The following is a 24,548-nucleotide window of genomic DNA, read 5'->3' as shown; positions in this document are numbered from 1 at the left end:
CGGGTGAAGGCCTGGGCTTCGGTCACGACTTCGGGGGCAGCCGCGGGAGCGGGGCTAGGGGCGGCGGGCGGTTGTGGGTTCATTCCCGACTGTACCCCGCGCGGCTCCGGCCGCGGCCGGTTTCACCGAGGCATCCCGTCGGGCCATGGCCAGCAGGATGGCGACGGCCACGAGGTTCGCGCCGATGCTGGCCACGATCGGCAGCAGGTAGCTGCGGCTGACGTCGAACGCAAAGCCCGCCGCGCTCGGCCCGACCAGCGTGCCCACGGCGACGCTGGTGTAGAGCACGCCGATGATCGCGCCGATGTTGCGTCCGCCGAAATAGTCCATCACCAGCGCCGGCAGCAGCGCGACGAAGCCGCCGTAGAACACGCCGTAAGAGAACGCGAACACGGCCAGCCCCCAGAACCCGTCGGACACGGCCCACACCACGAGCGACAGCGCCATGCCGGCGGACATCAGCGGCAGTGCGAACTGGCGGCCGATGCGGTCGGCCAGCCCGCCGAGGAAGAAGCGGCCCGCCGTGCTGCCTATGCCGATGGCACCCAGCAGCAGCACTGCGGAAGTCGACGGCACGCCGTGGTCGAGCGCATAAGGCACGAGATGGACGAAGGGCACGAACAGGCCGAACGAACTGATGAGGCAGGCCGCGAAGAGGCCGGCGAAGCGCCGCGACGTGACCGCTTCGCGCACCGTCGCACCTGCCGGCTTGGCCGATGGCGCTTGCGGCTGCGGCGGATCGCCGTCGGGGCCGAGCCCGCGGTCGCGCGGATCGTTCTCAATGAAGAGCGCCATGCCCACGCCCACCACCACCGCGAGCACGCCGAGTGCCAGGTAGGCGTGGCGCCATCCGATGGCTTCGATGAGGAACGACGCCAGCGGCGGCATCACCAGCGTGCCCACGCCGATGCCGCTGACCGCAAGGCCCGATGCGAACCCGCGCCGCTTGACGAACCAGCGCTGCACCGCGCCGAGCACCGGCACATACGACGCGCCGACACCCAGGCCCACGCCGAGCCCGTAGGCGAGATAGATCTGCGTGAGGCTCCGCGCCTGCCCCGCGAGGGCGAGGCCCAGCCCGACCAGCACCATGCCCGCGACCGCGAGCCGGCGCGAACCCCACCGGTCCGCCAGCGGGCCGCTGATGACACCCAGCCCGAAATAGAGAAAGCCCGCGAGCGAAAACACCAGCGACACCGAGCCGCGCGAGGCACCGAAGTCGCGCTGCAGCGATTCGAGAAAGGCGCTGAAGGTGTAGGCGCTGCCGAAGCCCACGAGGGTCACGGCGAAGGCGCCCGCGACGACGAGCCAGCCGCGGAAAAGGCGTGCGCGCGGCGAAGGAGATGAAGGGGTCAAGGGGGAGGTCTCCATGTTCTTCTTCAGTCCAGTGGATGGCGGCGGTGCCATGCCGTCACGCTCTGGAACGCGGCGCCGGCGCGCACCAGCGTGGCTTCGTCCATATGCGCTGCGACAAGTTGAAATGCGAGCGGCATGCCGGCCTCGGTGAATCCGCCGGGCAGCGTGATCGTGGGGTGGCCGGTCATGTCGAAAGGCGCGGTGTAGCGCAGCAGCGCGGACACCAGTGTCGGCGTTTCGCCCAGGGCCTGCATCGCTGCGACGGTGGGTGATGCGAAGGGGTGTACCGGGATCAGCAGCAGGTCGATGCCGGTGAACAGGGCCGAGACGCGGCCGCGCAGGGCCATGCGGCGCAGGTTGATTTTCTGGAACTCGGTTCCGCTCACGACATGGCCCGATTCGATGACCGAAGAGAGCACGGGGCCGTACGCATCCTTGCGTGACGGGTAGGTCGCTTCGTGCGCCACGGCGGCTTCCACCGCGCAGAGCGGAAACCAGTCCGCCACCGCCTGCGTCATGTCGGGAAGGCGCAGGTTGACGAGCCGCGCACCGAGGGCGCGCAATGTCTCTGCGGCGTCTTTCAGCATGGCTTGCGTCGCGGGGTCCACGCCGTCGCTGTTCCATGCGGCATCGATGCCGATGCGCAAGCCGCGCGCGCCGTGGTCCGCCGTCGCGAGGTAGTCGGGCACCGCGTCGAGCGCGGCGGTCGGGTCGTTCTCCTCGCTGCCCGCGATCACGCCGAGCAGCACGCCGGCATCGACCGCGCTGCGCGCCATCGGCCCGATGTGGTCCAGCGAGGCCGCGAGCTCGAACACGCCGTGCCGGCTCACGCGGCCCCAGCTCGGCTTGATGCCGGTGAGGCCGTTGGCTGCAGAGGGAAAGCGGATCGAGCCGCCCGTGTCGGAGCCGAGCGAGCCGTAGCAAAGGCCCGCCGCGGTTGCCACGCCGGAGCCGCTGGACGACATGCCGGGCCAATGGTCCGCATGCCATGGATTGCGCGGCGGCGTGATAGACGGATGGTGATCCGAGTACGCGCCTTCGGTGAGCTGCAGCTTGCCGACCAGTACCGCGCCGGCTTCCTTCAGGCGGCGCACCACGGTCGCATCCTCGGCGGGGATGTGGTGCTTGTGGATCGCCATGCCGCCCGCGGTGGCGAAGCCTGCGGTGAAGCAGAGGTCCTTCACCGCGATGGGCACGCCGTGCAGCGGGCCACGGTACCGGCCCGCGGCGATCTCTGCCTGCGCCGCTTCGGCCTGCGTCATCGCGGCGTCGGCCATCACCAGCGCGTAGCTGTGCAGCGTGCTGTCCAGCGCGGCGATGCGATCGAGCTGGGCGCGGAGCACCGCGACCGGGGAGACCTGGCGCGTGCGGATGCGCGCGGCCAGTACCATGATTTCCAGATAGTGGAGGGCGTCGTTCGAGTGATCAGAATATCTAAGGTCAAGGAGATCGGGTGTGTGCAACAAGGTGGTTTCTCATTTCGTCTTCGTTGTGCCAATATTCCTCTTTGAAGCGCCGCCTCGCAAACCAGATTTTCTGAAGATCTTGGATCAGATTAACTAAATGACAGAGCACCAACTCCCACCGCTCAATGCGCTGCGCGCCTTCGAAGCCACCGCCCGCCATCTCTCGGTCAAGAACGCGGCGAACGAGCTGTGCGTGACGCCCGGCGCGGTGAGCCAGCTGATCAAGACGCTGGAGGTGCACCTGGGCGTTCCGCTCTTTCGCCGCGTGAACCGCGGCATCTTCCTCACCGACGTCGGTCAGGCCTACCTGCCGCCGGTGCGCAATGCCTTCCGGCAGATCAGCGATGCCACGCGCCGCGTCGCGGTGCCCGAGGACACGGGCATCCTCACCGTGAGCGCAACGCCGTTCTTCGCTTCCGCGTGGCTGGTGCCTCGGCTCAAGAGCTTTCAGGACGCGCATCCGGACATCGATTTGCAGGTGTTCAGCAGCAGCGCGCTGGCCGACTTCTCGCGCGATGGTGTGGACGTTGCGATCCGCCACGGGCTGGGCCGCTATGTGGGGTTGAGCAGCCAGCGGGTGCTGACGGTGGAGATCGTTGCGGTCGCTGCGCCTGCGCTGGTCAAGCGCCTCGGCATGCCCGAAACACCGGCTGGCCTCACGCGCTGGCCGCGCGTGAACGATGCCGAGCGCAAGGCGTGGGCGCTGTGGTTCGAGGCGCAGGGCATCGAGAGCACGGGGCCTGCGCGCGGTCCGTCATTCGACGATTCGGGCCTGCTCCTGAAGGCCGTGCTTGCGGGGCAGGGCGCGGCCTTGTTGCCCGCTGCAGTGGTGGCCGACGACCTGGCGGAAGGCCGGCTCGTGCAGCTGTCGGATGTGAGCTGGCTCGAAGACTTTGCCTACTACCTCGTGTATCCGGAGAACAGCCACGACCGTCCGAAGGTCGCGGCCTTTCGCGAATGGATCTTGAGCGAGGCGAGCAGGAAAGCGGCCTCTCCGCGCAAGAGGGCAGGCAGAGGCGGCAAGGGGCGGTCGCGGCCCGCGCCAATAATGGCGCCATGAATGTCTCTCCCCTCGCAGCCAAACGTCTTGCCCTCGTCCTTTCGCTGCTGCTCGCGCCGGCCATGGCCTGGGCGCAGGACCGTGCACAGGCGCTGCTGCAATTCGAAGGCGTGCAGGCGCGCTACCAGGCCGCGTATGCGCCCGGCGCCGTGTCGCGCGATGCACGGCAACTGCTGGACCCGCCGGACCAGGCCATCGCCGACAAGGCGCTCGCGGCGCTGGACACGGCCGCTTCGCGCGCGTTCGATGTGAAGGCTTCCGTGGCCGCGATCCAGCAGGAGATCGCCACTGCCGGCAAGGGCGGCGCCGCGCCGAACCCGCAGGTGCTGGAGGCGGTGGCGCGCTTCGCGAAGCTGCGCGCCGACTACGCGGCGATGGACGACGCGGCCAAGGTCGAGTTCTTCAACCGCGAACGCGCGAAGGCGGCCGACCCGGTGCGCACCGAACTGCTCGATCGGATGGCCGTGGCCGACACGCGCGAAGTCGATTTCTCCAGCCAGCTGTTGCTCAGTTCCGTCGTCAAGCAACTGGCGCGCGGCAATGCCGGCCAGTTCACCTCGCTGCCCGACCGCACGCTCGACATGGCGGTCGACACGCTGTGGTCGCGCGGCATCACCTCGCCGCGTCCGCGCAACCTGCTGACGGTGGCGCGCGAGTTCGAGAAGCAGGTCACGCAGGCGCTGCTCGCGGCATTGCCCGATGCGGACGCGGCGGCCTTGCTCGCCTGGCGCAACGACCCGCAGGCCGCCGCTGAGCGCGAGGCGCTGGTGGGCACCTACCGCGCCGAGGTCAAGGGGAGCGGCGCCGTGGCGATCCGGACGCTGGTGCGCGGCTGGCCCCGCTCTTGAGGGTTGCCCGCGCGGCACCGTATTTTTCGGGCGCCGCGGCATAGGGCATGAAGCGGCTCTGGTTCTCGTCCACATCGAGCGGCCGGCCCACGAACGGAAAGGCGCGCTGCGGGCAGGCCTCGCGCTCGCACACCTTGCAGCCCGCGCCGATGGGCGTCGGCACCTCGGGATCGCGCAGGTCCATGCCCTTGGAGTAGACGAGCCGCGTGGCGTGGCTCACGTCACAGCCCAGGCCGATCGAGAAAGTCTTGTTGGGCGAGCCGTAGCCGCGAAAGCCGTGCGACACGGTGCGCGCGATCCAGAGGTAGGCGCGGCCGTCGGGCATGCGCGCGAGCTGCGTCAGCACGCGGCCCGGTTGCGCGAAGGCCTCGTACACGTTCCACAGCGGGCAGGTGCCGCCGGTCTTGGAGAAGTGAAAGTGCGTGGCCGACTGGCGCTTGGAGATGTTGCCCGCGCGATCGACGCGGATGAGGAAGAAGGGCACGCCGCGCGCCTCGGGCCGCTGCAGCGAGCTCAGTCGGTGGCAGATGGTTTCGAAGCCCACGCCGAAGCGGCGCGCGAGCTGGTCGATGTCGTAGCGCAGCTGTTCGGCCGCTTCGAGGAACACGCCGTAGGGCAGCAGCAGCGCGGCGGCGAAGTAGTTCGCGAGGCCGATGCGCGCGAGCGAACGCGCGGTGTCGCTCGACAGCGGCGCTTCTGCGACCAGCTTGTCGATCATGTCGCCGACTTCGAGAAACGCCAGCTGCGTCGCGAGCTGGAAGGCGTGCTGGCCCGGCTCCAGGTAGCGCGAGAGACGGAGCACGCGCGTGGCCGGATCGAAGCGGCGTTGCGCGCCGCCTTCGTCGTCCTCGGCCGGAATCACCTGCACGCCATGCGCTTCGAGCAGGCGCTGTGCGAGCCGGTCGCCAGGGTTGCCCTCGCGCAGCCGCCACTCGGCGGAGAAAGCCTCGGCGGCGTCGTCGAGCGGCGCGATGTGGTTCTGGTGCGCGAAGAAGAAATCGCGCACTTCCTCGAACGGCATGGGCCGCGCCTGCGGCATGCGCGCGAGGTCGCCGCGGCCATCGCCGAGCTCGCCAGCCAGGGCCTCGAGGCGCTCCATGGCATCGCGATGCCGCTGATGCAGCGCGACCAGCGCGCGGCCCACCGCGGGCATCTGCGTGGCGACTTCGCGCAGCTCGGCGAGCGCGACGGTATCGCCGCCCGGGTTGTCGGCCAGCGCCTCGCGCAGGCTCGCGACGAGGCGTGCTTCCTCGTCTTCCGAGAAGGCCTGGATGTCGACGCCCAGCGTGGCATGCAGGCGCAGCAGCACCGGCACGGTGAGCGGCCGCTGGTTCTGCTCGATCTGGTTGAGGTAGCTGGGCGACAGGCCCAGTTGCTGCGCGAGCGCGAGCTGGCTCAGGCCGCGCGCTTCGCGGAGGCTGCGCAGCCGCACGCCCATGAAGGTCTTCTTCATCGTTCGATCCGTTCTTCGATGTTCGCAAGATTCGCAAATCTTGCGCGTCGCATTCGCAAGGATTTGCCAATCGAGCCCTTCATTATGGGTACGAAATTGCGTGAATTGCGAATCATGTAAATCGCACGCGATTTCCATGCGGGAGGCCGCGGAAAGCGGGGGCGTGGCATCATGAAAAACCCGCTTCGACGGGCCTCTTCACACCCACTACAACACAGGAGAACAGCATGATTTCATTCCGCTTTGCCTCGCTGGCCATCGGGCTTGCAGCGTCGGTGCTTGCCTCGGGCGCTTCTGCGCAGGCGTGGCCGACCAAGCCGATCCGCCTCGTCGTTCCGTTCTCGGCCGGTGGTGCCAACGACCTGATGGCGCGCGCCGCGGCCGAGGGCGCGTCCAAGCAGCTCGGCCAGCCGGTCGTCATCGACAACAAGCCGGGCGCGGGTGCCATCCTCGGTGCCGACGTGGTCGCCAAGAGCGCGCCCGATGGCTACACCTTTCTCGTGAGCGCGGCGGGCGTCGTGTCCAACAGCATGATCAAGAAGAACATGCCCTACAAGGACGACGCGCTGGTGCCGGTGGCCATGATCGCGCTCGCGCCCTCGGTGGTGGTGGTGCCGGCCAACGCGCCCTACAAGGACCTGAAGGAGTTCGTGGCCGCATCGAAGCAATCGGCCAACGGCTTCCACTGGGCGACGGCGGGCACCGGCAGCACGCCGCATTTCGTCGAGGGCATCCTGCAGACGAAGTACGGCGGCAAGCTCGACGTGGTGCCCTACAAGAGCGGCTCCGAGTCGATCACCGCGGTGCTCGGCAACCAGGTCGAGGCGACGTCGGAGGCCAGCATCGTGGTGCTGCCGTACATCAAGAGCGGCAAGCTGAAGGCGCTGGCTGGCACGTGGACGCAGCGCATCTCGGCCTATCCGCAATTGCCGACCGCGGCGGAAGAGGGCTTCCCCGAGATCCGCATCGCGCACTGGGCCGGCGTGCACGCGCCGCGCGGCACGCCCGATGCCATCCTGGACAAGATGGCCGCGGCCATCGATGCCGCGATGAAGACACCGGCCACGGCCGAGCACCTGAAGGGCATGGGCATCGAGCCCATCGGCGGCACGCGCGCCTCGTTCACGAAGTTCGTCGATGAGGAGCGCGCGCGACTGGGCGGCGTGGTCAAGGCGACGGGCATGAAGGAAGACTAGGCGCGGTGAGGTGGGCGGTGGCTGGCATGCAACGTGCATTGGCGTGCATGACTTAGCACCTTGGTGCCAACCATTGCTTGACGATCTAGAGGAAAAGTACGCAAACTAGCCGGGTTTTCGGAGGGGCAATGGGCACTTGACTTAGCCTCGTCACAAAGTTCCCGGTCATTGTTTCAGTTTCATGAACACTGCGATTCGATTGAGTAGGGTTTTCCCTTGGAATCGTGGTGCAAACTTCAGGGCATCCAAAGCCCAATCAAGAAGGAAATTGAAATGAAGACCTCGAACATCCTCGCCGCCGCCGCTCTCTCCCTGCTCGCCGCTGCTGGCGCCCATGCAGAAACCTATGAAGGCGTGCAACCCCTGACCTCCGGCTACAGCCGCGCCGACGTGGCGCCCCAAGCTGCTGCCGCCGCTCGTGCCGGCAACGAATACAGCGACGCTGCTTCGTCCACCGTGGCACCCACGCTGACCGCTTCGACCACCGACCGCGCCGCCGTTCGTGCTCAGGCTGTTGCCGCAGCGCACGCACCGGGCCAAAACCTGCGTCCTGAAACCTTCGCTGGCAGCGTGATTCCCTCGCAAGCCAAGAGCCTGACCTTCACGCGTCAAGCCGGCCTGTAATCCGTCGCGGCGCAAGCCGCCTCAGGTCACCAGCCAAACAAAAGCCGGACCGTGCGAAAGCGCGGTCCGGCTTTTTATTGCGTGTCTATTTCTTCTTCAATCCGTGCCGGTGGCAATCCGGCGCGTGGTCGTCCACGATGCCGGTCGCCTGCATCCAGGCGTAGACGATGACCGGCCCGACGAACTTGAAGCCGCGCTTCTTGAGCGCCTTCGAGATCTCTTCCGACAGCGGCGTCTGCGTCGGCACCTTGCCGGTCTTGTTGACGATGGGCTTGCCGCCGGCCATGCCCCAGATGAATTCCGAGAAATCCTCGCCCGCCGCCTGCATCGCGAGATAGGCGCGCGCGTTGCCGATGGTGGCCTCGATCTTGGCCCGCGCGCGCACGATGCCCGCGTCCTGCATCAGCCGCTCGACATCGTCGGCCGTGAATTTGGCGACCTTCTCCGGCACGAACCCCTTGAAGGCCTTGCGGAACGCATCGCGCTTGCGCAGGATGGTGATCCACGCGAGCCCGGCCTGGAAGCCGTCGAGCATCAGCTTTTCCCACAGCGCGCGGCTGTCGTATTCGGGCACGCCCCATTCGGCGTCGTGATAGGCGCCCAGCAGCGGGTCGGTCTGGGCCCAGGCGCAGCGCGTTGGCGTGGCGGTGATGGCGGTGGTGCTGTTCATTGTTCGATGTGTCGCTCGGCTATCGTCGTGAGATGTTTTCAGAATGAGGGAGTCACCCTGATGCAGCAATTTCGCTTTTCATTGTCGGCCCTTTCATTGGGCGTTGCGCTCGGTCTCGGTGCACCGGCCGTCGCTGAAACGCTCCAGAAACCGGCGCTCGACCAACTGGCCGCGGCATGGCAAAGCAGCGGCAAGCCGCCCGCCGATTTCAATGCCTTTCTTGCACAGGCCGCCAGGTCGAACGCCGCATTGCAGCCGGCCGTTGCCGCGTACCGAAACAAGAAGCCACTGGCGGGCGACGAGCTCGTCGACATCGCGCGCCTGCTCGGCCTCTACAACCGCCTGCAGAACCAGCAGGCCGTGATCGCGAGCATCGGCACGATGGTGGCGATTCCCACGGTGCGCAATGTGCAGGTGCCGCCGCACGAGAGCCCGCAGATCATCGATTTCGGCAAGCTCGTGGAGAAGATGGCGAAGGACTTCGGCCTCGCGTACCGCAACGTCGACAACCGCATCTTCGAAGTGAGCCTGAAGGGCAAGGGCAGCGAGGAGTTCGGCATCCTCACGCACGCGGACGTGGTGCCTGCGGTGCTCTCCGAGTGGGTGCTGGACGACGGCACGAAGCTCGACCCCTTCACGATGCAGCGCGTGGGCGACTTGCTCTACGGCCGCGGCACCATCGACGACAAGGGCTCCATCGCCGCCGTGCTCTACGCGATGAAGGCGGTGAAGGACAGTGGCCTGCCCATCGACCGCAGCATCCGCCTGATGATCGAGACCACCGAAGAAACCGGCGGCGACGCGATGGTGTACTACCGCAGCAAGACGCAACTGCCGGCCTACAACATCGTGCTCGACAGCAAGTACCCGGCGGTGGTCGCGGAGAAGGGCTCGGGCGCGCTCAAGGTGTTGTTCCCCGCGGAGACCGCGGACGCCGCATCGACCGCGATCACCGCGATGAGCGGCGCCGCGTCCGCCAACGCGATCTCGCAGACCGCGACCGCCACGCTCAAGGGCGGCGATCTCGCCGCAGTGGCCGCGAAGCTCGAAGCCGCCAAGCCCGCCTTCCTGCAAAAGTACGAACCGCAAGGCGGCAAGTTCGCCATCGACATCGCGCGCGGCGCCGACAGCATCGACATCAAGGTCACCGGCACATCGGCCCACGGCTCGCGTCCGGAAGAAGGCGTGAACCCGCTGCCGCGCCTGGCGCTCTTCCTGCAGGAATCGGGCGCGCCGCTCGCCGCCAACCAGTACCTCAAGGCCGTGAAGTACATCGACGCGCTCTACGGCACCGGCTACCTCGGCGAGAAGATGGGCCTGGGCTACACGGACGACTTCATGGGCCCGCTGACCTTCTCGCCCAACCTCATCCGCATGGGCGCGGACGGCAGGCTCGAGATGACGACCAACGTGCGCATGCCGCGCGGCCGCACGCCCGACGAATTGAAGTCGCAGGTGAGCGCCAAGGTCAACGCGTGGGCCGCGGCGAACCAGGTGAAGCTTGAAGTGAATTACGACCAGGGCAACTGGATGGCCCGCGACCCCAAGGGCGCGTGGCTCTCCACGCTGCTCGACATCTACGGCAGCACCACCGGCCTCGAAGCCAAGCCCGTGCCCACGGCCGGCAGCACGACGGCCAAGCTGATGCCCAACGCGATCAACTTCGGCCCCGCGATGCCGGGCAAGAAATACACCGCGCACAACGCCAAGGAATACAAGGAAGTGCCCGACCTCGATGCCGACATGCAGATGTTCACCGAGATGCTCGTGCGCATCGGCAACCTGCGGCAGATGCAGTGACCACGCGCGGTCTGCAAACCTAAAGCTGCACCTTTCGCCTCGTGCGCTACGTTTCTTCGTAGCGTGACGAGGCATGCCGGCATGCATGCCTCGGGTATCGTCGAAGGCTCCATTTTTCGTGAACCGGGAGTCACCCTCATGCAGCAATTTCGCGTCTCGTTGCCGGCCCTTACCCTGGGCCTGATGGCAGTTGGCCTCACCGCACCGGCCTTCGCAGACACGCTCAAGAAACCCGCGCTCGACCAATTGGCCGCGGCCTGGCAGGGCGGCAAGCCGCCGTCCAGTTTCAATGCGTTCCTCACCCAGGCAGAGAAGGCCGACCCCACGCTCAAACCCGCCGTGGCTGCCTACCGCAAGAAGGCGCCGCTGGCCGGCGACGACCTCACCAACATCGGGCGCCTGCTCGGCCTCTACAACCGCCTGCACAACCAGAAGGCGGTGATCGCGAGCCTGGGCACCATGGTGGCGCTGCCGACCGCGCGCAACGTGCAGATCCCGCCGCACGAGAACCCGGCGATCGTCGACTTCGGCAAGCTCGTGCAGAAGATGGCGAAGGATTTCGGGCTTGCGTACCGCAACGTCGACAACCGCATCTTCGAGGTGAGCCTCAAGGGCAAGGGCACCGAAGAGTTCGGCATCCTCACGCATTCGGACGTGGTGCCCGCGGTGCTCTCCGAATGGGTGCTCGAAGACGGCACGACGCTCGACCCCTTCACGATGAAGCGCGTGGGCGACCGCCTCTACGGCCGCGGCACCATCGACGACAAGGGCTCCATCGCGGCCGTGCTCTACGCGATGAAGACGGTCAAGGAAAGCGGCATCCCGATCCAGCGCACCATGCGCCTGATGATCGAGACCACCGAGGAAACAGGCGGCGATGCGATGGAGTACTACCGCGGCAAGACCAAGCTGCCCGAATACAACATCGTGCTCGACAGCGGCTACCCGGCCGTCGTGGCCGAGAAGGGCGCGGGCTCGCTGAGCGTGTTCTTCCCGGCCGAGAAAACCGATGGCGCCGTCACCGCGATCACCGACATGGGCGCGGCCGCCGCGGTCAACGCCATCTCGCAGACCGCCACCGCCACGCTCAAGGGCGGCGATCTCGCGGCCGTGCAGGCGAAGCTCGACGCCGCGAAGCCGGCCTTCCTGCAGAAGTACGAACCGCAGGGCAAGTTCGCGATCGCCGTCACGCGCAAGAGCGACAACGGGGACAGCATCGACATCAAGGTCACCGGCACCTCGGCCCACGGGTCCGAGCCGCAGAACGGCGTGAACCCGCTGCCGCGCCTGTCCCTGTTCCTGCAGGAGTCGGGCGTCGCGCTGGCCGACAACCAGTTCCTGAAGGCCGTGAAGTACATCGACGGTCTCTACGGCACCGGTTACCTCGGCGAGAAGATGGGCGTGGGCTACAAGGACGACTTCATGGGCCCGTTGACGTTCTCGCCCAACCTGATCCGCACGGGCGCCGACGGCCGCGTGGTCATGTCGGTCAACACGCGCATGCCGCGCGGCCGCACGCCCGAGGAACTGAAGGCGCAGGTGGAAGCCAAGATCAACGAATGGGCCGCGGCGAACAAGGCGAAGGTCGAGATCAAGTACGACCAAGGCAACTGGATGGCGCGCGACCCCTCGGGCCAGTGGCTCTCGACATTGCTCAACATCTACGGCGACACCACCGGGCTCGAAGCCAAGCCGGTGTCCGCGGCCGGCGCCACCACGGCCAAGCAGATGCCCAACGCGATCAGCTTCGGCCCCGGCATGCCCGGCAAGAAGTACACGGGGCACAACGCCAAGGAATACAAGGAAGTGCCCGACCTGGAGGCCGACCTGCAGATGTTCACCGAGATGCTGGTGCGCATCGGCAACCTGCAGCAGATGCAGTAACCCAGGCGCGGCGGGCTGCGCTCAGCGCACCCCGTGCGCCTGCAGCACGGCCTTGAGCCGCCGCACCTCGTGCTGCAGGTCGAGGATCAACGCCGCGGCATCCAGGCCCACGCCGAAGTCGCGCTCCAGCCGCCGCGCTTCCAGTGCGCATTGCAGATCGGTGCTGGAGAACTCCCAGCGCTCGGGCGGCGCCTCGGCCGTGGTGACCTGCACGATGCCGACCTCGACCAGCTGCACCACCCAGGCGGCATCGGCGCCCACGGCATGGGCCAGGTCGTTCAGCGCGAGCGGTTGCGAGGCGCTGATGGCGGTTGCGGTTGTGACGGAAACAGTCGCCATGCTCAGACTCCCAGGTGCTGGCGCGGGTTGAACGAAGAGGCTGCCTGCGCAAGCTGCTCGTAGGCCGCGCGCGCGGCGTCGCTGTCGGCGGGCGGCAGCGCGATCTCGATCAGCAGGTACAGGTCGCCGGGCGTCTTGCCCTTCAGGCCGCGGCCCTTCAGCCGCAGCTTCATGCCGCCGCGCGCATTGCGCGGCACCGTGACCTCGACCACGCCGCCGCCCGGTGTCGGCACCTCGACCTGCGCGCCGAGCGCGGCCTCGGTGGGCGTGACGGGCAGCGTCATGTAGATGTCGCGTTCCTCCACGCGGTAGAGCTTGTGCGGCGCGATGCGCACTTCCAGGTACAAGTCGCCGGCCGCCTCGCCGCCGTGGCCGGGCATGCCTTGCCCCGCGAGGCGGATGAACTGGCCCGGGTGCACGCCCGGCGGGATCTTCACGCTGAGCGTGCGGTTCTCCAGTTGCGGATGGCCCTGCGCATCGACGGTCTGTGCACGCAGCGTGATCTCGCGCTCGGCGCCGTTGAGCGCGTCTTCGATGGCGATCTCGATGGCCGCGTGATGGTCCTCGCCGCGCGCGCGGTAGTTCTGCCGCGCGGCGCCGCGGCGCTCGGCCTCACCGAACATCGACGAGAAGAACTCGCTGAAGTCCGCATGGTCGGCCGGCCCCTGGCGCGGGCCGCGGTGGAACTCGAAGCCCGAGTCCCAGCCCGGCGGCGGCTGGAAGTCGCCCTCGGGGCTGCCGCCGCGCGCGACGCGATCGGCCAGCGCGTCATAGGACGCGCGCTTTTCCTTATCGCCCAGCACGTCCTTGGCCTCGTTGATCTCGCGCATGCGCTTCTCGGCGTCGGGCTCCTTGCTGACGTCGGGGTGGTACTTGCGGGCGAGCTTGCGGTAGGCCTTGCGCACCTCGTCGTCCGACGCGGTGCGCTCGATGCCCAGTGCGCTGTAGTAGTCCTTGAATTCCATGGTGAGGGTCGTTTCGATGGACGGCGGACCGGGCGACCCGGCTAGGCCAGGGCGGAGGATGCGCCGTCGGCATGCCGCAGAAGCGGCGTTACAGCCCATTTAAGGCCGCTGCGCGAAAAACGCAATGGCTGCGCGTTGCCGAGCACGGTGACGTCGATGGGCACGCCCAGCAGCGCCGCCAGCGCGTACAGCGTGCCGCCGTGCGCCACCACGAGCACCGGCGTGGGTTGCTTCAGGGCCGCGTCGAGCGCGGCGCGCTTGCGGGCGACGAACTGCGTCAACGTCTCGCCGCCCTCGGGTTCGCAGGCCCAGTCGATGTTGGCCGACGAGGTGCCGATCAGCGCGCCGAAGTTGCGCTCGCGCAGCTCGGCCTGCGCCGTCGGCACCAGGCGCAGCGCGGCCGCCACCGTGTGGGCGGTGTCGAAGGCGCGCCGCGCATCGCTGCAGACGATGGTGCGAATGGGCTCGCCCGCGAGCAGCTCGGCCGCGTGCGCCGCCTGCTGCAGGCCGAGCTCGCTCAACGGCTCGTCCACCGCCTGGAAGATGCGCAGCGCGTTGCGCCCGGTCTGGCCGTGGCGCAGGAAGTAGAAGTGGTCGCAGGCCGGTGCGAGCGGCTGCGCGGCGGCGATCTCGACCAGCCGGTCGAGGCCGCCGGCGGCGGTGTGTGCGGGTGGGGGCGTGTGCTGTGACATGGGTTTCGCTGTCCGTCGATCGCTCAGTAGGCCAATCGGATCGGCTGGCCTTCGCGCTGCGCCTGCACGTCGGCCGGATGGAACGGCAGCGCGTGCCATTGCTTGGCCGCGAACAGCGGCAGCTGGTCGTAGGCGCGCGGCGAGGCGAGGTCGCTGCTCTGGCCGTAGGTCAGCAGGCCCTGCGCGACCGGGCCGCGCTCGTCGAAGGTCACGACCTGCATGTAGCTGCTGCCGTAGTTGACGTTGTAGCCCTTCGGGTCGATCAGCGACTGGCCCTGCGATTCGAGCTTGTTGAGCACGCCCTCGAACTCGTCGCCGCCGTGCAGCGCGATCTTCTGGCCTCGCACTTCGCGCGACTGCGGCACGCCCAGCGGCACGTCGGCCGCGAAGCCCGCAGTGCGCACGATGCCGACCGCCTCGCCCAGCGCCTTGAACACCGCCTCGCGCGTGGCGGGCGTGGCCATGTCCAAGCCGGCGGGCGTTGCCACCGGTTGCGCCGGATCGAAGGGCACGCGCCAGACTTTCGGCAGGTCCTTGGCCTTGCGCCAGAACTCGCGGAACAGCACGGCGCCCTTCGAATCGGCGTTGCTCGTGCGGTCCCAGGCCGAGAGCACGCGGCAGCCGAGCACCTGGTCGGCATTCAGCGCGGCACCGCCGGCGGCGCAGGCGGCTTGCAGGTCGTCCATCACCAGCATGCCGGCGAGGTTCCTGTCGCGAAAGATCACGCTGCGCAGTTCGGCCGCGCCCATGCGGTTGCCGGGCAGGCCGTCGGCGCCGGCCAGGCGGCCTTCGATCTCCATGATGCCGCTGCGCGTGCGCAGCCGCTGCGGCACGCCGATGGGGCCGACCAGCGGCGAGACGCCCGCCATCGGCGCGATGCGCGGGTTGCTGAGCCAGAAGCTGTCGTTGCTGTTCTGCACGTAGTCCGGCGTGACCACGACCGGCATGCGCGCCGGCGCGATGAGGCCGGGCGTGGCGGCCGTGATGTCGCGGTTCCAGGCGCAGGCGCTGCGCGAGCCGTCGAGCACCGGCAGGCCCGCCGCGCCCAGCAGCGCCGCAGCGGCGGGCGAGGGCGCGCAGGCCTTGAGCATGTCGGCCGACACGTCGGGCACCACCGAGAGGTCCGCATACATCGCGTTGCCCTCGCGGTCGGCCGCGAGGGTGTTGATCCACGGCATGCCCTGGTTGCCCATGGCGGCGCGCAGCTCGGCCACGTTGCGCGCGAGCGCCATGCGCATCCAGCTCTCGGCCGAGCGCACGTTGAGCGTGTTGGCATCGCGGATCGCATACGCCTTCTGCGCGGTCCAGCCCAGGCCCGCGCGCGGCAGCGAGATGACGGGGCCCCAGTCGGTTGCGTAGAAGGTGTGCTGCACCGGCGCGGCGCCGCCGCCCGTGGCCGCGGCCGGCAGCACCACGGTGCGCGCGACCATCTTCTTCGGTTGCCCGTCGACCCAGTAGACGGTCGGGTCGTTGGGGTCGAGCTTCAGTTCATAGAGCGTGAAGCGCTTGCCGGTCGACACGGTGTGGGTCCACGCCACGTCCTTGTTGAAGCCGATCGCCACCACCGGGCTCAGGCCGCCGGTGGCGCCCATCACGTCGAGTTGGCCGGGAATGGTCAGGTGCATCTGCCAGAAGCGGTTGGTGCCGTTCCACGGAAAGTGCGGATTGCCCAGCAGCAGGCCGCGCCCGTCGGGCGTGGCGTTGCGCCCGAACGCCCAACCGTTGGAGCCGAGCTCGCCGCCCTCGGGGTTCGCGTTGAAGCTGTGGCGGCCGATCTCGGCCACGGCCTCCGTGAGCTCGACAGGCGCCGCGCCGGTCTTCACGCCGGGCGGTGGCGGAACAGCAGCCAGCACCGCGCCGGCCAGCGCGCCCAGGCCGCCCTGGATCATCGACATCTCGGTGGCGCGCGACAGGTCGGCCAGCGTCATCGGCCGCACCCAGGGCTTGCCGCGGCAGGCCGCGGGCAGGCCGTTCGGGCCCGCGTCCTGCAGGTAGCGGTTGTAGCCCGCCACGTAGCCGCGCAGCGCGGCCTTCACATCCAGGCTGGTGGTGGCCCCGGCGCGCGCGAGCGCCTCGTCGTCCATGTGATAGCGGATGAAGAGATCGATCTGCGCATTGGGCGCGCGGCCCAGCCCGATCTCGCCGGTGTTCTGCGCGCCGAGGAACTGCGAGCGGTCGCCGCGCAGCGTGAGCAGGTGTTCGGCGGTCTGGCAGACGTTGTCCTGCGCATGCGCGTAGGCGCTGCCGTAGGCCAGGCCCTCGTAGTCGGGCGCGGTGATGTGCGCGATGCCGAAGGTGGTGCGCTCGATGGTCACGCTGCGCCCGCTGGAGGGCGGCGCGCTGGTGCAGGCCGAGAGCAGGGCGGCCAGGCCCAGAAAACCGAGAGAGAAGGCCGAGAGCCGGGAGAGCGGGGTGTTCGAAGTCATGGTGCGGGCGTGTGATTTTGAAAGCCGGACAACGGGACCGATTAGAGGCCTGAGCCTCCGCCGCGCGCTGTCGCGAGCGCGGCACGCCGCACGTGGCTCAGCCGAACTTCATGCCCTTGGGCCGCGCCTGCAGGCGGTCGACATAGGCGTCCAGCTTCGGGCGGTTCAGCTTGCCGCCGAAGGCGCGGTGCCAGATGAACATCGAGCCGATCATCACGTCGGCAGCGGTGAACTGCGTGCCGAAGAGGTACGGGCCGTAGCCCAGCTCGCGCTCGACCGCGTTCTTGGCTTCCTCGAAATTGGTCCAGCCGCGCGCGCTGTTGTTGCTGCGGATGTGCAGCAGGCTGTCACCCATCGCGGGCTCCAGCTGCGCGGTCGAATACACCATGAGCGACAGGTAACGGCCGTGCTCGGGTGTGCCGGTGAAGGGCGCCAGGCGCTTGCCGGGAAACTTTTCGGCGATGTACATGCAGATGGCCGCGTTCTCGAAGATGCGCGTGCGCCCGTCGACCAGCGCGGGCAGCTTGCCGGCCGGGTTGATCTTCAGGTACTCGGGGCGCTTGTGCGCCTTGTCCTTGATGAGCGTGGTCACGATTTCGTAGTCGACATCGGCTTCGTCGAGCATCCACTTGGCGATTTGCGAGCGGCTTTGCGGATCGAAATACAGCTTCATGGTCATGGGCGTTCTCCTTCGGCTGGAGGGAATCAGAACTTGGGAATGCGCAGGGTCTTGCTGATCATCAGCGTGCCCGAGAGCGCGAACAGCAGCGCAAGCGGATGCAAAAGCCACGGGCCGATGGCCCAGGCGCCGCCCCAGACGGCGTCTCCGATGCGGCCCTGCCACGCCGCATACGCCAGCACGCCCACCAGCACCACGCTGGTCGGGATCGGCGTGCCCTCGAAATACTTCACCTTGTCGGCGCCCTCGGACAGTGCCTCGGCCGTGACGTTGTAGCGCGCGAGCCGGCTCACGCCGCAGCCCACGAAATAGATGAGGATGGCGCAGTCCCAGCCGCCATCCAGGCCTGCCGCGAAGGCGAGCGCCGCGGGCGCGACGCCGAAGGAGATCACGTCGGCCAGCGAGTCGAGTTCGCGCCCGAGCGCGGAGTGCGTCTGGCGCCAGCGTGCGATGCGGCCGTCGAACACGTCGAAGATGAAAGCCGCCGGCGCCAGCGCCGCGGCCCAGAGGAACTGCGCGAGCGACTGGCTCGCCATGTAGGCCATCGCCAGGAACACCGCGCCGACACCGCAGGCCGCATTGCCGAGCGTGAACACGTCGGCCAGGTGGAAGCCGCGGATCATCGAGAAATGCTTGCGGGCCGGAACGGGGGAGGGCGTGGTCATGAAGAGGCTTCGGAATCGACGAATGGACCGCACCTTAACCCAAGCGCGGGCCCCTTCTTGTAGTCGCGCTCCGACGCGGTGAAGGCGTCTGTGGGCGTCTGTGGCCCGCTTGCGCCGCTCAGCCGCCGGCTTGGCGCGCCTCGACGATCCGGGCGAAGCGGCCGAGCAGCGCGGCGGCCGTGCCGGTGTCGCTCACGCCGTCGCGCAGCGCGGCCGGGTCGGCGCCGCCGGCCTTCAGGTCGCCGGCCAGCATGTCGATGTAGCCGCGCATCGTCTCGGCATCGAATTCGGGGTGGAACTGCACGCCCCAGGCGCTGTCGCCGACGCGAAAGGCCTGCACCGGCTCGTGTGCGTTGCCGGCGAGGCGCACCGCGCCTTCGGGCAGGCGCAGCGCGGTCTGCAGGTGCACCACGTGGGCCGGGAATTCGGCCGGCAGGCCCTGCAGCAGCGCATCGGTGGCGGCGGCTTCGTCGAGCGTGACGGTCACCGTGCCGATCTCGATGCCTTGCGGATGGTCACCTGCTTCGCCGCCCAGCGCGTGGGCGAGCAGCTGGTGGCCGTAGCAGATGCCGAGCACCGGCGTGTTCTGCGCCACGAGCCGTGCGAGCCATTCGGCGGTGCGCTCGCTCCAGGGCTCGCGGTGCGACACCATCGCATGCGAGCCGGTGATCACCGCGCCCGACACCGCATCCGGTGCGGGCAGCGTGTCGCCGCGGCGTGGATCGATCACGAGAAGCGGCAGGGTCTGCGCGTCGAGGCCGTCGGCAATCCAGTGTTCGAAATCGCCGCGGCGTTCGCGCAGCGTGGCATGGGTGTCGCCGAGCTTGACGATGACGAGCGGAAGAGGGCTGTGGTTGTCCATGCCCGGGATCATGCCGCAGGCGAAATGCGCAAGCGGATGCTCAGGGAATGCCGGCTTCGTAGGCCTTCTCGGTTTCCTGCAGGTTCGTCCAGAACCCATGCGGCTTGCGCCCGTGCAGCACATCGTCGAGCACGTCCAGGTGCGCATGCCAGCCGCTGGAGACGCTCACCGTTTCCTTGCGGTCGGGCAGGCGCCGGTGCGTGAGCACGAGCTGCGTGCCGTCGCCGTTCGGGGTGAGTTCGAAGGTGACTTCGGAAGCCGTGTCGCTCTCGCTGCCCCAGCTGATCGTCAGCAGTTTGGGTGGCTCGATGCGCACCACGCGCGACTTCTGGATGTGCGTCTTGCGGTAGGCCGCGTAGTGCTCGGGTGCTTCTTCGCCGGAGAGTTCGGTGTGCTGGAAGCGCAGTTCGAACACGCCGCCCGGCGCCGCGGCCATGGAGCCGCCGGCCAGCCAGGTCCTGCGCTTCTCGGGGTCGACGAGGTAGGCCCACACGCGCTCCACGGGCGCGGGCAGGGTGCGCTCCACGCGCAGGGTGGCGGGTTCGATCAATGTGCCGAGGCTGTGCTTGAGTGTCATGAGGTCGCGCTCCTTGAGAGATTCGTTCACTTGCCGGATGTGTCGCGCCGCAGTTCCTCTGCAAGCGCGTCGAGATGGGTGTTCCAGAAGCCTTCGTAGTGGCGCAGCCATGCATCGGCCGTGGCCAGCGCCGCCGGCTCGAGCCGGCAGACATGTGCCCGGCCGAGCACGGTGCGCGAGACCAGGCCCGCGCGCTCCAGCGTCTTGACGTGCTTGGAGGCGCCCGCGAAGGACATGTGGAACGGCGCGCCGAGTTCGCCCACGCTGCAGTCGCCCTGGGCCAGCAGTTGCAGCATGGTGCGGCGCGTGCTGTCGGCCAGGGCCTGGAACACGGCGTCGAGCCGTTCGTCATCTAGTTCAACCATGAAGTTGAATATAGATGGATTCCGGAAATTATTCAACCACAAGGTTGAATATAAAAGCCGGGGCCGTTACACCCGATACACGCGAGACGCCCACACGCCGCGGCGCGCTTGGGCCTGCGCGAAGGCGCTCCTACGATGAGGGCTCGTTCCATTCACTTGCCACACAACCCATGAATCCTCTCGTACATCGCCGCACCCTGTTGCTCGCCGCTTCCGTTCTTCCGCTCGCGAGCGCTTGCACCGCATGGTCCGCCAAGGGCGCGCAGCAGGATGCGTCGGCGCAACTGGCCGCGCTCGAAAGCGCATCGGGCGGCCGGCTCGGCGTCGTCGGCTTCAACACCGCCACCGGCGCGCGCGTGCAGCATCGCGCGGACGAGCGCTTTCCGTTCTGCAGCACCTTCAAGCTCATGCTGGCCGCGGCCGTCCTGGACCGCAGCGCGAAGGAGGGCGGCCTGCTCGCGCGGCGCGTCAACTACAGCAAGGGCGACATCATCCCCAACTCGCCCATCACCGAGAAGAACGTCGCGGCCGGCATGACGGTGGCCGACCTGTGCGCCGCCACGATCCAGTACAGCGACAACGCCGCGGCCAACCTGCTCATGAAGATCCTGGGCGGCCCGCCCGCGGTGACGGCGTTCGCGCGTTCTTCCGGTGACGATGCCTTCAGGCTCGACCGCTGGGAGACCGAACTCAACACCGCCATCCCCGGCGACCTGCGCGACACCACCACGCCCGCGGCCATGGCGGCCAGCGTCCAGCGGCTGGTGCTGGGCAACGCGCTCGGCACCTCGCAGCGCGAACAGCTCAAGACTTGGCTGCTGGGCAACACCACCAGCAAGGAGCGATTCATCGCGGGCGTGCCGGCGGGATGGAAGGTCGGCGACAAGACCGGCGCGGGCTCCTACGGCACGAACAACGACGTCGGCGTGCTCTGGCCACCAGCGGGTGCGCCACTGGTGCTGGCGGTGTACCTGACGTTTCCGGAGAAGGATGCGAAGGGGCGCAACGATGTGGTGGCGTCGGCGACGCGGATTGCGGTGGGGGCGCTGGCCTGAGTCGCGCCTGGACCCCATCTACAGCACAAACCACCCCACCGCCACATAGTGGCTCGCCGTCCCCGCCAGCACGAACAGATGCCACGCCCCGTGCGCATGCCGCAGCCCGAAACTGTTGCGATAGAACACGGTGCCGGCGGTGTACAGCACGCCGCCGATCAGGAGCCACGCGAGCCCGCCGCCTTCGAGCCGCGCCGCGAGCGGCACGGCGGCCAGCACACCGAGCCAGCCCATGCCGATGTAGAGCGCGAGCGGCGGTTTCTGCGGCGCATCGGTCTTGGGTGGTTGGAGCTCGCGCCAGATGCCGTAGAACGCGGCGCCCCAGATCGTCCCAAGCAGCAGCCAGCCCCAGAAGCCCTGCAGCGTGACGAGCGCAAAGGGCGTGTACGTGCCCGCGATCAGCAGGTAGATCGCGCAGTGATCGGCGCGCTCCCACATGCGCTTGAAGCGCCCGCGCGTGCTGTGGAACAGCGTCGAGGCCGCATACAGCGCCACGGCCGAGAGCGAGAACACCAGCGCGCCCGCGATGCGCGCGGGGTCGCCGGTGGGCACGGTCTTGGCGAGCAGCAGGGCGGCCGCGGGCAGCGCGAGCACGAGCCCGAGCAGGTGGCTGTATCCGTTGAGTCGTTCGCCTGGATACATGCGCCGCCTGCTGTCTGTTACCGGCCCTGACCCTTACCGGCCGGTTTCCTTCAGGTACGCCTGGCGCGCGGCGAAGGCGGTGTTCGCGAAGTCCGAGAACACGCCGTCGATGCCCGCGCGGAAGTACGCGAGGTACTCGGCCACCGGGTCGCCCTTGAACACGCCCGCGAGGTACTTGGCCTCGTTGCGGAAGGTGTAGCTGTGCACGATGAGGCCGGCCTTGTGCGCGTCGGCGATGAGCGCGGTGGGCTTGATGGTGTTCACGTCGGCGAGCGTGCCCTTGTCCTTGAACGGCACGATGGTGTGCGCCATGACCTGCGGCTTCCAGGGGCCGATGCCGTCGGCGTAGGTCTTCACCTCGGCCAGGCCCGCGGGCGTGAGCATCTCGCCGAACCACTTGGGGTTGCCGGCCAGCGTCCAGCTGTAGGGGCGGCCATCGACGAAGGTGTAGACGTCGTTGGTGACGTAGATCATCTCGCCGGTCTTGAAGTCGATGGCGTTGCCGTCCACCAGCTGCACCGCGCGGGCCTTCAGGCCGGCCGTGCGCAGGTACTTCAGGCTCTCGGGCTCGAAGCTCTGCACGAAGATCGGCGCGTCCTTCCGGTTGAGGTCGTTGGCGGCCATGATCTTCAGGAGCGCGTCTTCCAGCGGATGGCTGCCGGCGACGCCGCAGCCGTTGGCGATGGCCTGTGCGTTGTTCCAGATCGGGTTCTTGGTTTCCGGGTAGATGGTGAGCGCGCGGCCGGTCGACTTGGACTTGGCCTTGGCGATGTCGATCACTTCCTGGAAGCTCAGGATCGGCAGCTTGCCGTTGAGCTCGGTGGGCCGCTGGTCGGCGGCGTCGTAGGTGGTGCCGGCGATCCACTGCTTGAGCTCGGCCATCGTGAAGTCGGTGATGGACCAGTCGTTGGTGTGGTCCTCGCCGTCGACGATGAGCGACTTGAGCACCGACTTCGGGTCCTTCGGATCGGTCAGGTCGCTCAGGTATTGCGGCGGGCCGTTGTCGGCCACGGGCGGGTACTTCACATCGACCAGCACGCCGGGCACGGTGCGCTTGCGGCCGGCCACGGTGGGGTTGGTCTTGGCGACGTCGGCCACGTTCGTGTTGTCGCTCAGCCAGGGGTTGTGGCGCGCGACGAGCACGCAGTCCTTGGTGAGGTGCAGGTCGGTCTCCAGCGAATCGGCGCCGGCATCGGCCGCGGCCTCGTAGGCCTTTTGCGTCTCTTCGGGGAACAGGCCCGGCAGGCCGCGGTGGCCGATGACCAGGGGCACGGAACCGTCGAGCGTGCCCAGCGGCGAGGGCTGCGGTGCCGGGGCGGGCGCAGGCGCGGGTGCGGGCGCCGGCGGGATGATCGGGAACACCGGGCCGTCGTTGCCGCCGCCCCCGCAGGCTGCGATCACGAGGCTGCCGCCCAGGGCGACGAGGGCCGCGCGCAGCGGACGGGGAGCAGGCGCAGGAACGTTCTTTGTCATGTTGGTTTTCGGATGTTTTGTAGGGACGAAGGCCGGCGGATGCTAGGTTTGGCCCGTGACGGCACGGTGACCGCCAGAGGCTCGCGCCTCAGAGGGGGTATGCGTCGATCGTGCGGCGGACCTGCGCGAGCGCGCCGTGCAGCGTGTCCAGGCCGACCGACCCCAGCGCGAGGCGAATGGCATGCGGCACCTGGGCGGAGGTCGCGAACGGTTCGGCCGTCGACACCGAGATCCCGTCGCGCATGAGCGCCGTGGCCACCTGGTCCGCGCGCACCTCTTCCGCGAGCGGCAGCCACACGAAGTACGACGACGGATGGCGCACGCACCGCATGCCGGCGAAGACGCCGGCCGCAATCGCCTGCCGCGCCATCGCATCGCCGCGCTTCTCGGCCTCCAGGCGGGTGACGGTGCCGTCCTCGAGCCAGCCGCAGGCGATGGCCGTCATCACGCTGGGCGTGTTCCAGGTGGTGGCGCGGATCGCGCGCTCGATGCCGGCCACCCACGCGGTGGGCGCGGCGACGAAGCCGACGCGCAGCCCGGTCGCGATGCTCTTGGAAATCCCCGAGATGTAGACCGTCGATTCCGGCGCCAGCGCGGCGAGCGGCACTGGCGCGTCCTCCGCGAGAAAGGCGTAGGCCGCGTCCTCGATGATGAGGAGGCCATGCCGCCGGGCGATCGCCACCAGCTGCCGCCGCCGGCTCGCGCTCATTACCCAGCCGAGCGGGTTGTGCAGCGTGGGCATCGTGTAGAGGGCGCGCACGCGGCGGCTCTTGCAGAGGCGCTCCAGCGCATCGAGATCGGGGCCGTGGCCGGAGGCGGGGATCGGCGCCAGCTCCAGGCGGTGCGCTTCGGCCAGCACCTTGAAGCCCGGATACGTCAGCGCATCGGCCGCGACCACGTCGCCCGGCTGCAGCAGCGCCATGACCGTCGTGGCAAGCCCGTGCTGCGCGCCGCTCACGAGCATCACCTGGTCCGCATTCACGGCGAGGCCGCGCGATGCGAGATGGCCGGCGACGATGGCGCGTTCATGCGGGCGACCGCCGTGCGGCTGGTAGCGCAGCAGCGCCTCCAGGTCACCGGAGGCGGCGAGCTGCCGCAGGCCCGCGCGCAGCATCTCGGCCTGGCCCGGCAGGGACGGGTAGTTGAAGTTCAGGTCGACCATGCCCGAGGCCGCGGCATGCTGGTCGATGCCCAGGCCCCGAGGCAAGAGGCTCTCGCGCACGAAGGTGCCGCGGCCGGTCTCGCCGCTCACGAGGCCCATCGCCTGCAGCTCCGCGTAGACGCGGCCTGCGGTGACGAGCGCCAGGCTCTGCTGCGCCGCGAGCTTGCGAACGGTCGGCAGGCGCGTGCCCGGCGGCAGGCTGCCGTCGCGAATCTGCGCGGCGAGCGCATCGACCAACTGCTTGTAGCGGGCTTGAGGCATGCGGCAATGTATCCATGACAATTTCTTG

The 24,548-nt window shown here is 68.5% G+C and carries 23 protein-coding genes; 7 read left to right on the top strand and 16 right to left on the bottom strand.

The features are described 5' to 3' along the window. Positions 1–54: 54 nt before the first annotated feature. Both ACZYRS_RS21310 and ACZYRS_RS21305 read right to left on the bottom strand, forming a co-directional pair. A complete protein-coding gene (locus ACZYRS_RS21310; RefSeq protein WP_463420857.1) occupies positions 55–1,371 on the bottom strand; it encodes an MFS transporter in 1,317 nt (438 codons plus the stop codon). 8 nt (positions 1,372–1,379) lie between these two features. After that, on the bottom strand, positions 1,380–2,747 hold the full coding sequence (locus tag ACZYRS_RS21305; protein WP_463420856.1) for an amidase: 1,368 nt from the start codon (positions 2,745–2,747) through the stop codon (positions 1,380–1,382). 172 nt (positions 2,748–2,919) lie between these two features. Between ACZYRS_RS21305 and gcvA the strand changes: the two genes are divergently transcribed. Continuing rightward, positions 2,920–3,882: a transcriptional regulator GcvA gene (gene gcvA, locus ACZYRS_RS21300; RefSeq protein WP_463420855.1), complete on the top strand. Its 963-nt coding sequence runs from the start codon at positions 2,920–2,922 to the stop codon at positions 3,880–3,882. Continuing rightward, the gene (locus tag ACZYRS_RS21295; protein ID WP_463420854.1) at positions 3,879–4,730 is read left to right on the top strand and encodes a hypothetical protein; all 852 of its coding nucleotides are present in this window, start codon (positions 3,879–3,881) and stop codon (positions 4,728–4,730) included. Before gcvA ends, ACZYRS_RS21295 begins: the two co-directional genes overlap by 4 nt. Here ACZYRS_RS21295 and ACZYRS_RS21290 read toward each other — a convergent pair. Further along, positions 4,672–6,183: a short-chain fatty acyl-CoA regulator family protein gene (locus ACZYRS_RS21290; protein WP_463420853.1), complete on the bottom strand. Its 1,512-nt coding sequence runs from the start codon at positions 6,181–6,183 to the stop codon at positions 4,672–4,674. The two genes, ACZYRS_RS21295 and ACZYRS_RS21290, sit on opposite strands and share 59 nt — an antisense overlap. Positions 6,184–6,410: 227 nt before the next feature. Here ACZYRS_RS21290 and ACZYRS_RS21285 point away from each other — a divergent pair, with 227 nt between their 5' ends. After that, positions 6,411–7,379 carry a Bug family tripartite tricarboxylate transporter substrate binding protein gene (locus ACZYRS_RS21285; protein ID WP_463420852.1) on the top strand — a complete coding sequence of 323 codons (969 nt, stop codon included), beginning with the start codon at positions 6,411–6,413 and terminating at the stop codon, positions 7,377–7,379. Positions 7,380–7,652: 273 nt separating this feature from the next. Then, positions 7,653–8,003, top strand: a complete 351-nt coding sequence (locus ACZYRS_RS21280; RefSeq protein ID WP_198784484.1) for an alpha/beta hydrolase — start codon at positions 7,653–7,655, stop codon at positions 8,001–8,003. Between the two features lie 85 nt (positions 8,004–8,088). Here ACZYRS_RS21280 and ACZYRS_RS21275 read toward each other — a convergent pair whose 3' ends face one another. After that, a complete protein-coding gene (locus tag ACZYRS_RS21275) occupies positions 8,089–8,673 on the bottom strand; it encodes a DNA-3-methyladenine glycosylase I (RefSeq protein WP_463420851.1) in 585 nt (194 codons plus the stop codon). Positions 8,674–8,733: 60 nt separating this feature from the next. Between ACZYRS_RS21275 and ACZYRS_RS21270 the strand changes: the two genes are divergently transcribed. After that, positions 8,734–10,473, top strand: a complete 1,740-nt coding sequence (locus ACZYRS_RS21270; RefSeq protein WP_463420850.1) for a dipeptidase — start codon at positions 8,734–8,736, stop codon at positions 10,471–10,473. 138 nt (positions 10,474–10,611) lie between these two features. Next, positions 10,612–12,357, top strand: a complete 1,746-nt coding sequence (locus tag ACZYRS_RS21265; RefSeq protein WP_463420849.1) for a dipeptidase — start codon at positions 10,612–10,614, stop codon at positions 12,355–12,357. A gap of 21 nt (positions 12,358–12,378) precedes the next feature. Here the strand turns inward: ACZYRS_RS21265 and ACZYRS_RS21260 are convergent, their stop codons facing one another. From ACZYRS_RS21260 to ACZYRS_RS21220, 9 genes are all read right to left on the bottom strand, one after another. Beyond that, positions 12,379–12,696: a chaperone modulator CbpM gene (locus ACZYRS_RS21260; protein WP_463420848.1), complete on the bottom strand. Its 318-nt coding sequence runs from the start codon at positions 12,694–12,696 to the stop codon at positions 12,379–12,381. A gap of 2 nt (positions 12,697–12,698) precedes the next feature. Then, positions 12,699–13,661 (bottom strand): DnaJ C-terminal domain-containing protein, encoded by a 963-nt coding sequence (locus tag ACZYRS_RS21255; RefSeq protein ID WP_463420847.1) that lies wholly within the window; start codon positions 13,659–13,661, stop codon positions 12,699–12,701. A 41-nt stretch (positions 13,662–13,702) separates the two neighbouring features. Continuing rightward, positions 13,703–14,353: a histidine phosphatase family protein gene (locus tag ACZYRS_RS21250; protein WP_463420846.1), complete on the bottom strand. Its 651-nt coding sequence runs from the start codon at positions 14,351–14,353 to the stop codon at positions 13,703–13,705. A gap of 23 nt (positions 14,354–14,376) precedes the next feature. Next, a complete protein-coding gene (locus ACZYRS_RS21245; RefSeq protein WP_463420845.1) occupies positions 14,377–16,779 on the bottom strand; it encodes a penicillin acylase family protein in 2,403 nt (800 codons plus the stop codon). Positions 16,780–16,876: 97 nt separating this feature from the next. Beyond that, positions 16,877–17,458: a glutathione S-transferase family protein gene (locus ACZYRS_RS21240; RefSeq protein ID WP_463420844.1), complete on the bottom strand. Its 582-nt coding sequence runs from the start codon at positions 17,456–17,458 to the stop codon at positions 16,877–16,879. Between the two features lie 26 nt (positions 17,459–17,484). Beyond that, complete coding sequence (locus tag ACZYRS_RS21235) at positions 17,485–18,123, bottom strand: CDP-alcohol phosphatidyltransferase family protein (RefSeq protein ID WP_198784475.1); 639 nt, start codon at positions 18,121–18,123, stop codon at positions 17,485–17,487. 118 nt (positions 18,124–18,241) lie between these two features. Further along, a complete protein-coding gene (locus ACZYRS_RS21230) occupies positions 18,242–18,985 on the bottom strand; it encodes a glutamine amidotransferase (protein ID WP_463420843.1) in 744 nt (247 codons plus the stop codon). Positions 18,986–19,025: 40 nt separating this feature from the next. Continuing rightward, on the bottom strand, positions 19,026–19,562 hold the full coding sequence (locus tag ACZYRS_RS21225) for an SRPBCC family protein (protein WP_463420842.1): 537 nt from the start codon (positions 19,560–19,562) through the stop codon (positions 19,026–19,028). A 26-nt stretch (positions 19,563–19,588) separates the two neighbouring features. Further along, complete coding sequence (locus ACZYRS_RS21220; protein WP_198784472.1) at positions 19,589–19,927, bottom strand: ArsR/SmtB family transcription factor; 339 nt, start codon at positions 19,925–19,927, stop codon at positions 19,589–19,591. A 170-nt stretch (positions 19,928–20,097) separates the two neighbouring features. Between ACZYRS_RS21220 and bla the strand changes: the two genes are divergently transcribed. Continuing rightward, positions 20,098–20,982, top strand: coding sequence for a class A beta-lactamase (gene bla, locus ACZYRS_RS21215; protein WP_463420841.1), 885 nt, complete (start codon positions 20,098–20,100; stop codon positions 20,980–20,982). An 18-nt stretch (positions 20,983–21,000) separates the two neighbouring features. On the opposite strand, the gene trhA is transcribed toward bla, so the two are convergent. The 3 genes from trhA to ACZYRS_RS21200 form a co-directional block, all read right to left on the bottom strand. After that, positions 21,001–21,624: a PAQR family membrane homeostasis protein TrhA gene (trhA, locus tag ACZYRS_RS21210; RefSeq protein ID WP_463420840.1), complete on the bottom strand. Its 624-nt coding sequence runs from the start codon at positions 21,622–21,624 to the stop codon at positions 21,001–21,003. A gap of 33 nt (positions 21,625–21,657) precedes the next feature. Beyond that, positions 21,658–23,097 carry a glycerophosphodiester phosphodiesterase family protein gene (locus ACZYRS_RS21205; protein WP_463420839.1) on the bottom strand — a complete coding sequence of 480 codons (1,440 nt, stop codon included), beginning with the start codon at positions 23,095–23,097 and terminating at the stop codon, positions 21,658–21,660. Positions 23,098–23,185: 88 nt separating this feature from the next. Then, positions 23,186–24,520: an aminotransferase-like domain-containing protein gene (locus ACZYRS_RS21200; protein WP_463420838.1), complete on the bottom strand. Its 1,335-nt coding sequence runs from the start codon at positions 24,518–24,520 to the stop codon at positions 23,186–23,188. Between the last annotated feature and the right edge of the window lie 28 nt (positions 24,521–24,548).

It is taken from the genome of Variovorax sp. AC194 (assembly GCF_979257995.1).
Note: the sequence above shows the minus strand (reverse complement) of the source record. Positions and strands in the feature narration are given on the sequence as shown.

What these genes read in the sequence shown, in the direction of transcription:
- ACZYRS_RS21275 (WP_463420851.1), bottom strand. Translation starts at nt 8,673, where the DNA reads ATGAACAGCACCACCGCCATCACCGCCACGCCAACGCGCTGCGCCTGG.
- trhA (WP_463420840.1), bottom strand. Translation starts at nt 21,624, where the DNA reads ATGTATCCAGGCGAACGACTCAACGGATACAGCCACCTGCTCGGGCTC.
- ACZYRS_RS21295 (WP_463420854.1), top strand. Translation starts at nt 3,879, where the DNA reads ATGAATGTCTCTCCCCTCGCAGCCAAACGTCTTGCCCTCGTCCTTTCG.
- ACZYRS_RS21230 (WP_463420843.1), bottom strand. Translation starts at nt 18,985, where the DNA reads ATGGACAACCACAGCCCTCTTCCGCTCGTCATCGTCAAGCTCGGCGAC.
- bla (WP_463420841.1), top strand. Translation starts at nt 20,098, where the DNA reads ATGAATCCTCTCGTACATCGCCGCACCCTGTTGCTCGCCGCTTCCGTT.
- ACZYRS_RS21245 (WP_463420845.1), bottom strand. Translation starts at nt 16,779, where the DNA reads ATGACTTCGAACACCCCGCTCTCCCGGCTCTCGGCCTTCTCTCTCGGT.
- ACZYRS_RS21305 (WP_463420856.1), bottom strand. Translation starts at nt 2,747, where the DNA reads ATGGTACTGGCCGCGCGCATCCGCACGCGCCAGGTCTCCCCGGTCGCG.
- gcvA (WP_463420855.1), top strand. Translation starts at nt 2,920, where the DNA reads ATGACAGAGCACCAACTCCCACCGCTCAATGCGCTGCGCGCCTTCGAA.
- ACZYRS_RS21220 (WP_198784472.1), bottom strand. Translation starts at nt 19,927, where the DNA reads ATGGTTGAACTAGATGACGAACGGCTCGACGCCGTGTTCCAGGCCCTG.
- ACZYRS_RS21205 (WP_463420839.1), bottom strand. Translation starts at nt 23,097, where the DNA reads ATGACAAAGAACGTTCCTGCGCCTGCTCCCCGTCCGCTGCGCGCGGCC.
- ACZYRS_RS21265 (WP_463420849.1), top strand. Translation starts at nt 10,612, where the DNA reads ATGCAGCAATTTCGCGTCTCGTTGCCGGCCCTTACCCTGGGCCTGATG.
- ACZYRS_RS21290 (WP_463420853.1), bottom strand. Translation starts at nt 6,183, where the DNA reads ATGAAGAAGACCTTCATGGGCGTGCGGCTGCGCAGCCTCCGCGAAGCG.
- ACZYRS_RS21225 (WP_463420842.1), bottom strand. Translation starts at nt 19,562, where the DNA reads ATGACACTCAAGCACAGCCTCGGCACATTGATCGAACCCGCCACCCTG.
- ACZYRS_RS21200 (WP_463420838.1), bottom strand. Translation starts at nt 24,520, where the DNA reads ATGCCTCAAGCCCGCTACAAGCAGTTGGTCGATGCGCTCGCCGCGCAG.
- ACZYRS_RS21250 (WP_463420846.1), bottom strand. Translation starts at nt 14,353, where the DNA reads ATGTCACAGCACACGCCCCCACCCGCACACACCGCCGCCGGCGGCCTC.
- ACZYRS_RS21280 (WP_198784484.1), top strand. Translation starts at nt 7,653, where the DNA reads ATGAAGACCTCGAACATCCTCGCCGCCGCCGCTCTCTCCCTGCTCGCC.
- ACZYRS_RS21255 (WP_463420847.1), bottom strand. Translation starts at nt 13,661, where the DNA reads ATGGAATTCAAGGACTACTACAGCGCACTGGGCATCGAGCGCACCGCG.
- ACZYRS_RS21285 (WP_463420852.1), top strand. Translation starts at nt 6,411, where the DNA reads ATGATTTCATTCCGCTTTGCCTCGCTGGCCATCGGGCTTGCAGCGTCG.
- ACZYRS_RS21310 (WP_463420857.1), bottom strand. Translation starts at nt 1,371, where the DNA reads ATGGAGACCTCCCCCTTGACCCCTTCATCTCCTTCGCCGCGCGCACGC.
- ACZYRS_RS21235 (WP_198784475.1), bottom strand. Translation starts at nt 18,123, where the DNA reads ATGACCACGCCCTCCCCCGTTCCGGCCCGCAAGCATTTCTCGATGATC.
- ACZYRS_RS21240 (WP_463420844.1), bottom strand. Translation starts at nt 17,458, where the DNA reads ATGACCATGAAGCTGTATTTCGATCCGCAAAGCCGCTCGCAAATCGCC.
- ACZYRS_RS21260 (WP_463420848.1), bottom strand. Translation starts at nt 12,696, where the DNA reads ATGGCGACTGTTTCCGTCACAACCGCAACCGCCATCAGCGCCTCGCAA.
- ACZYRS_RS21270 (WP_463420850.1), top strand. Translation starts at nt 8,734, where the DNA reads ATGCAGCAATTTCGCTTTTCATTGTCGGCCCTTTCATTGGGCGTTGCG.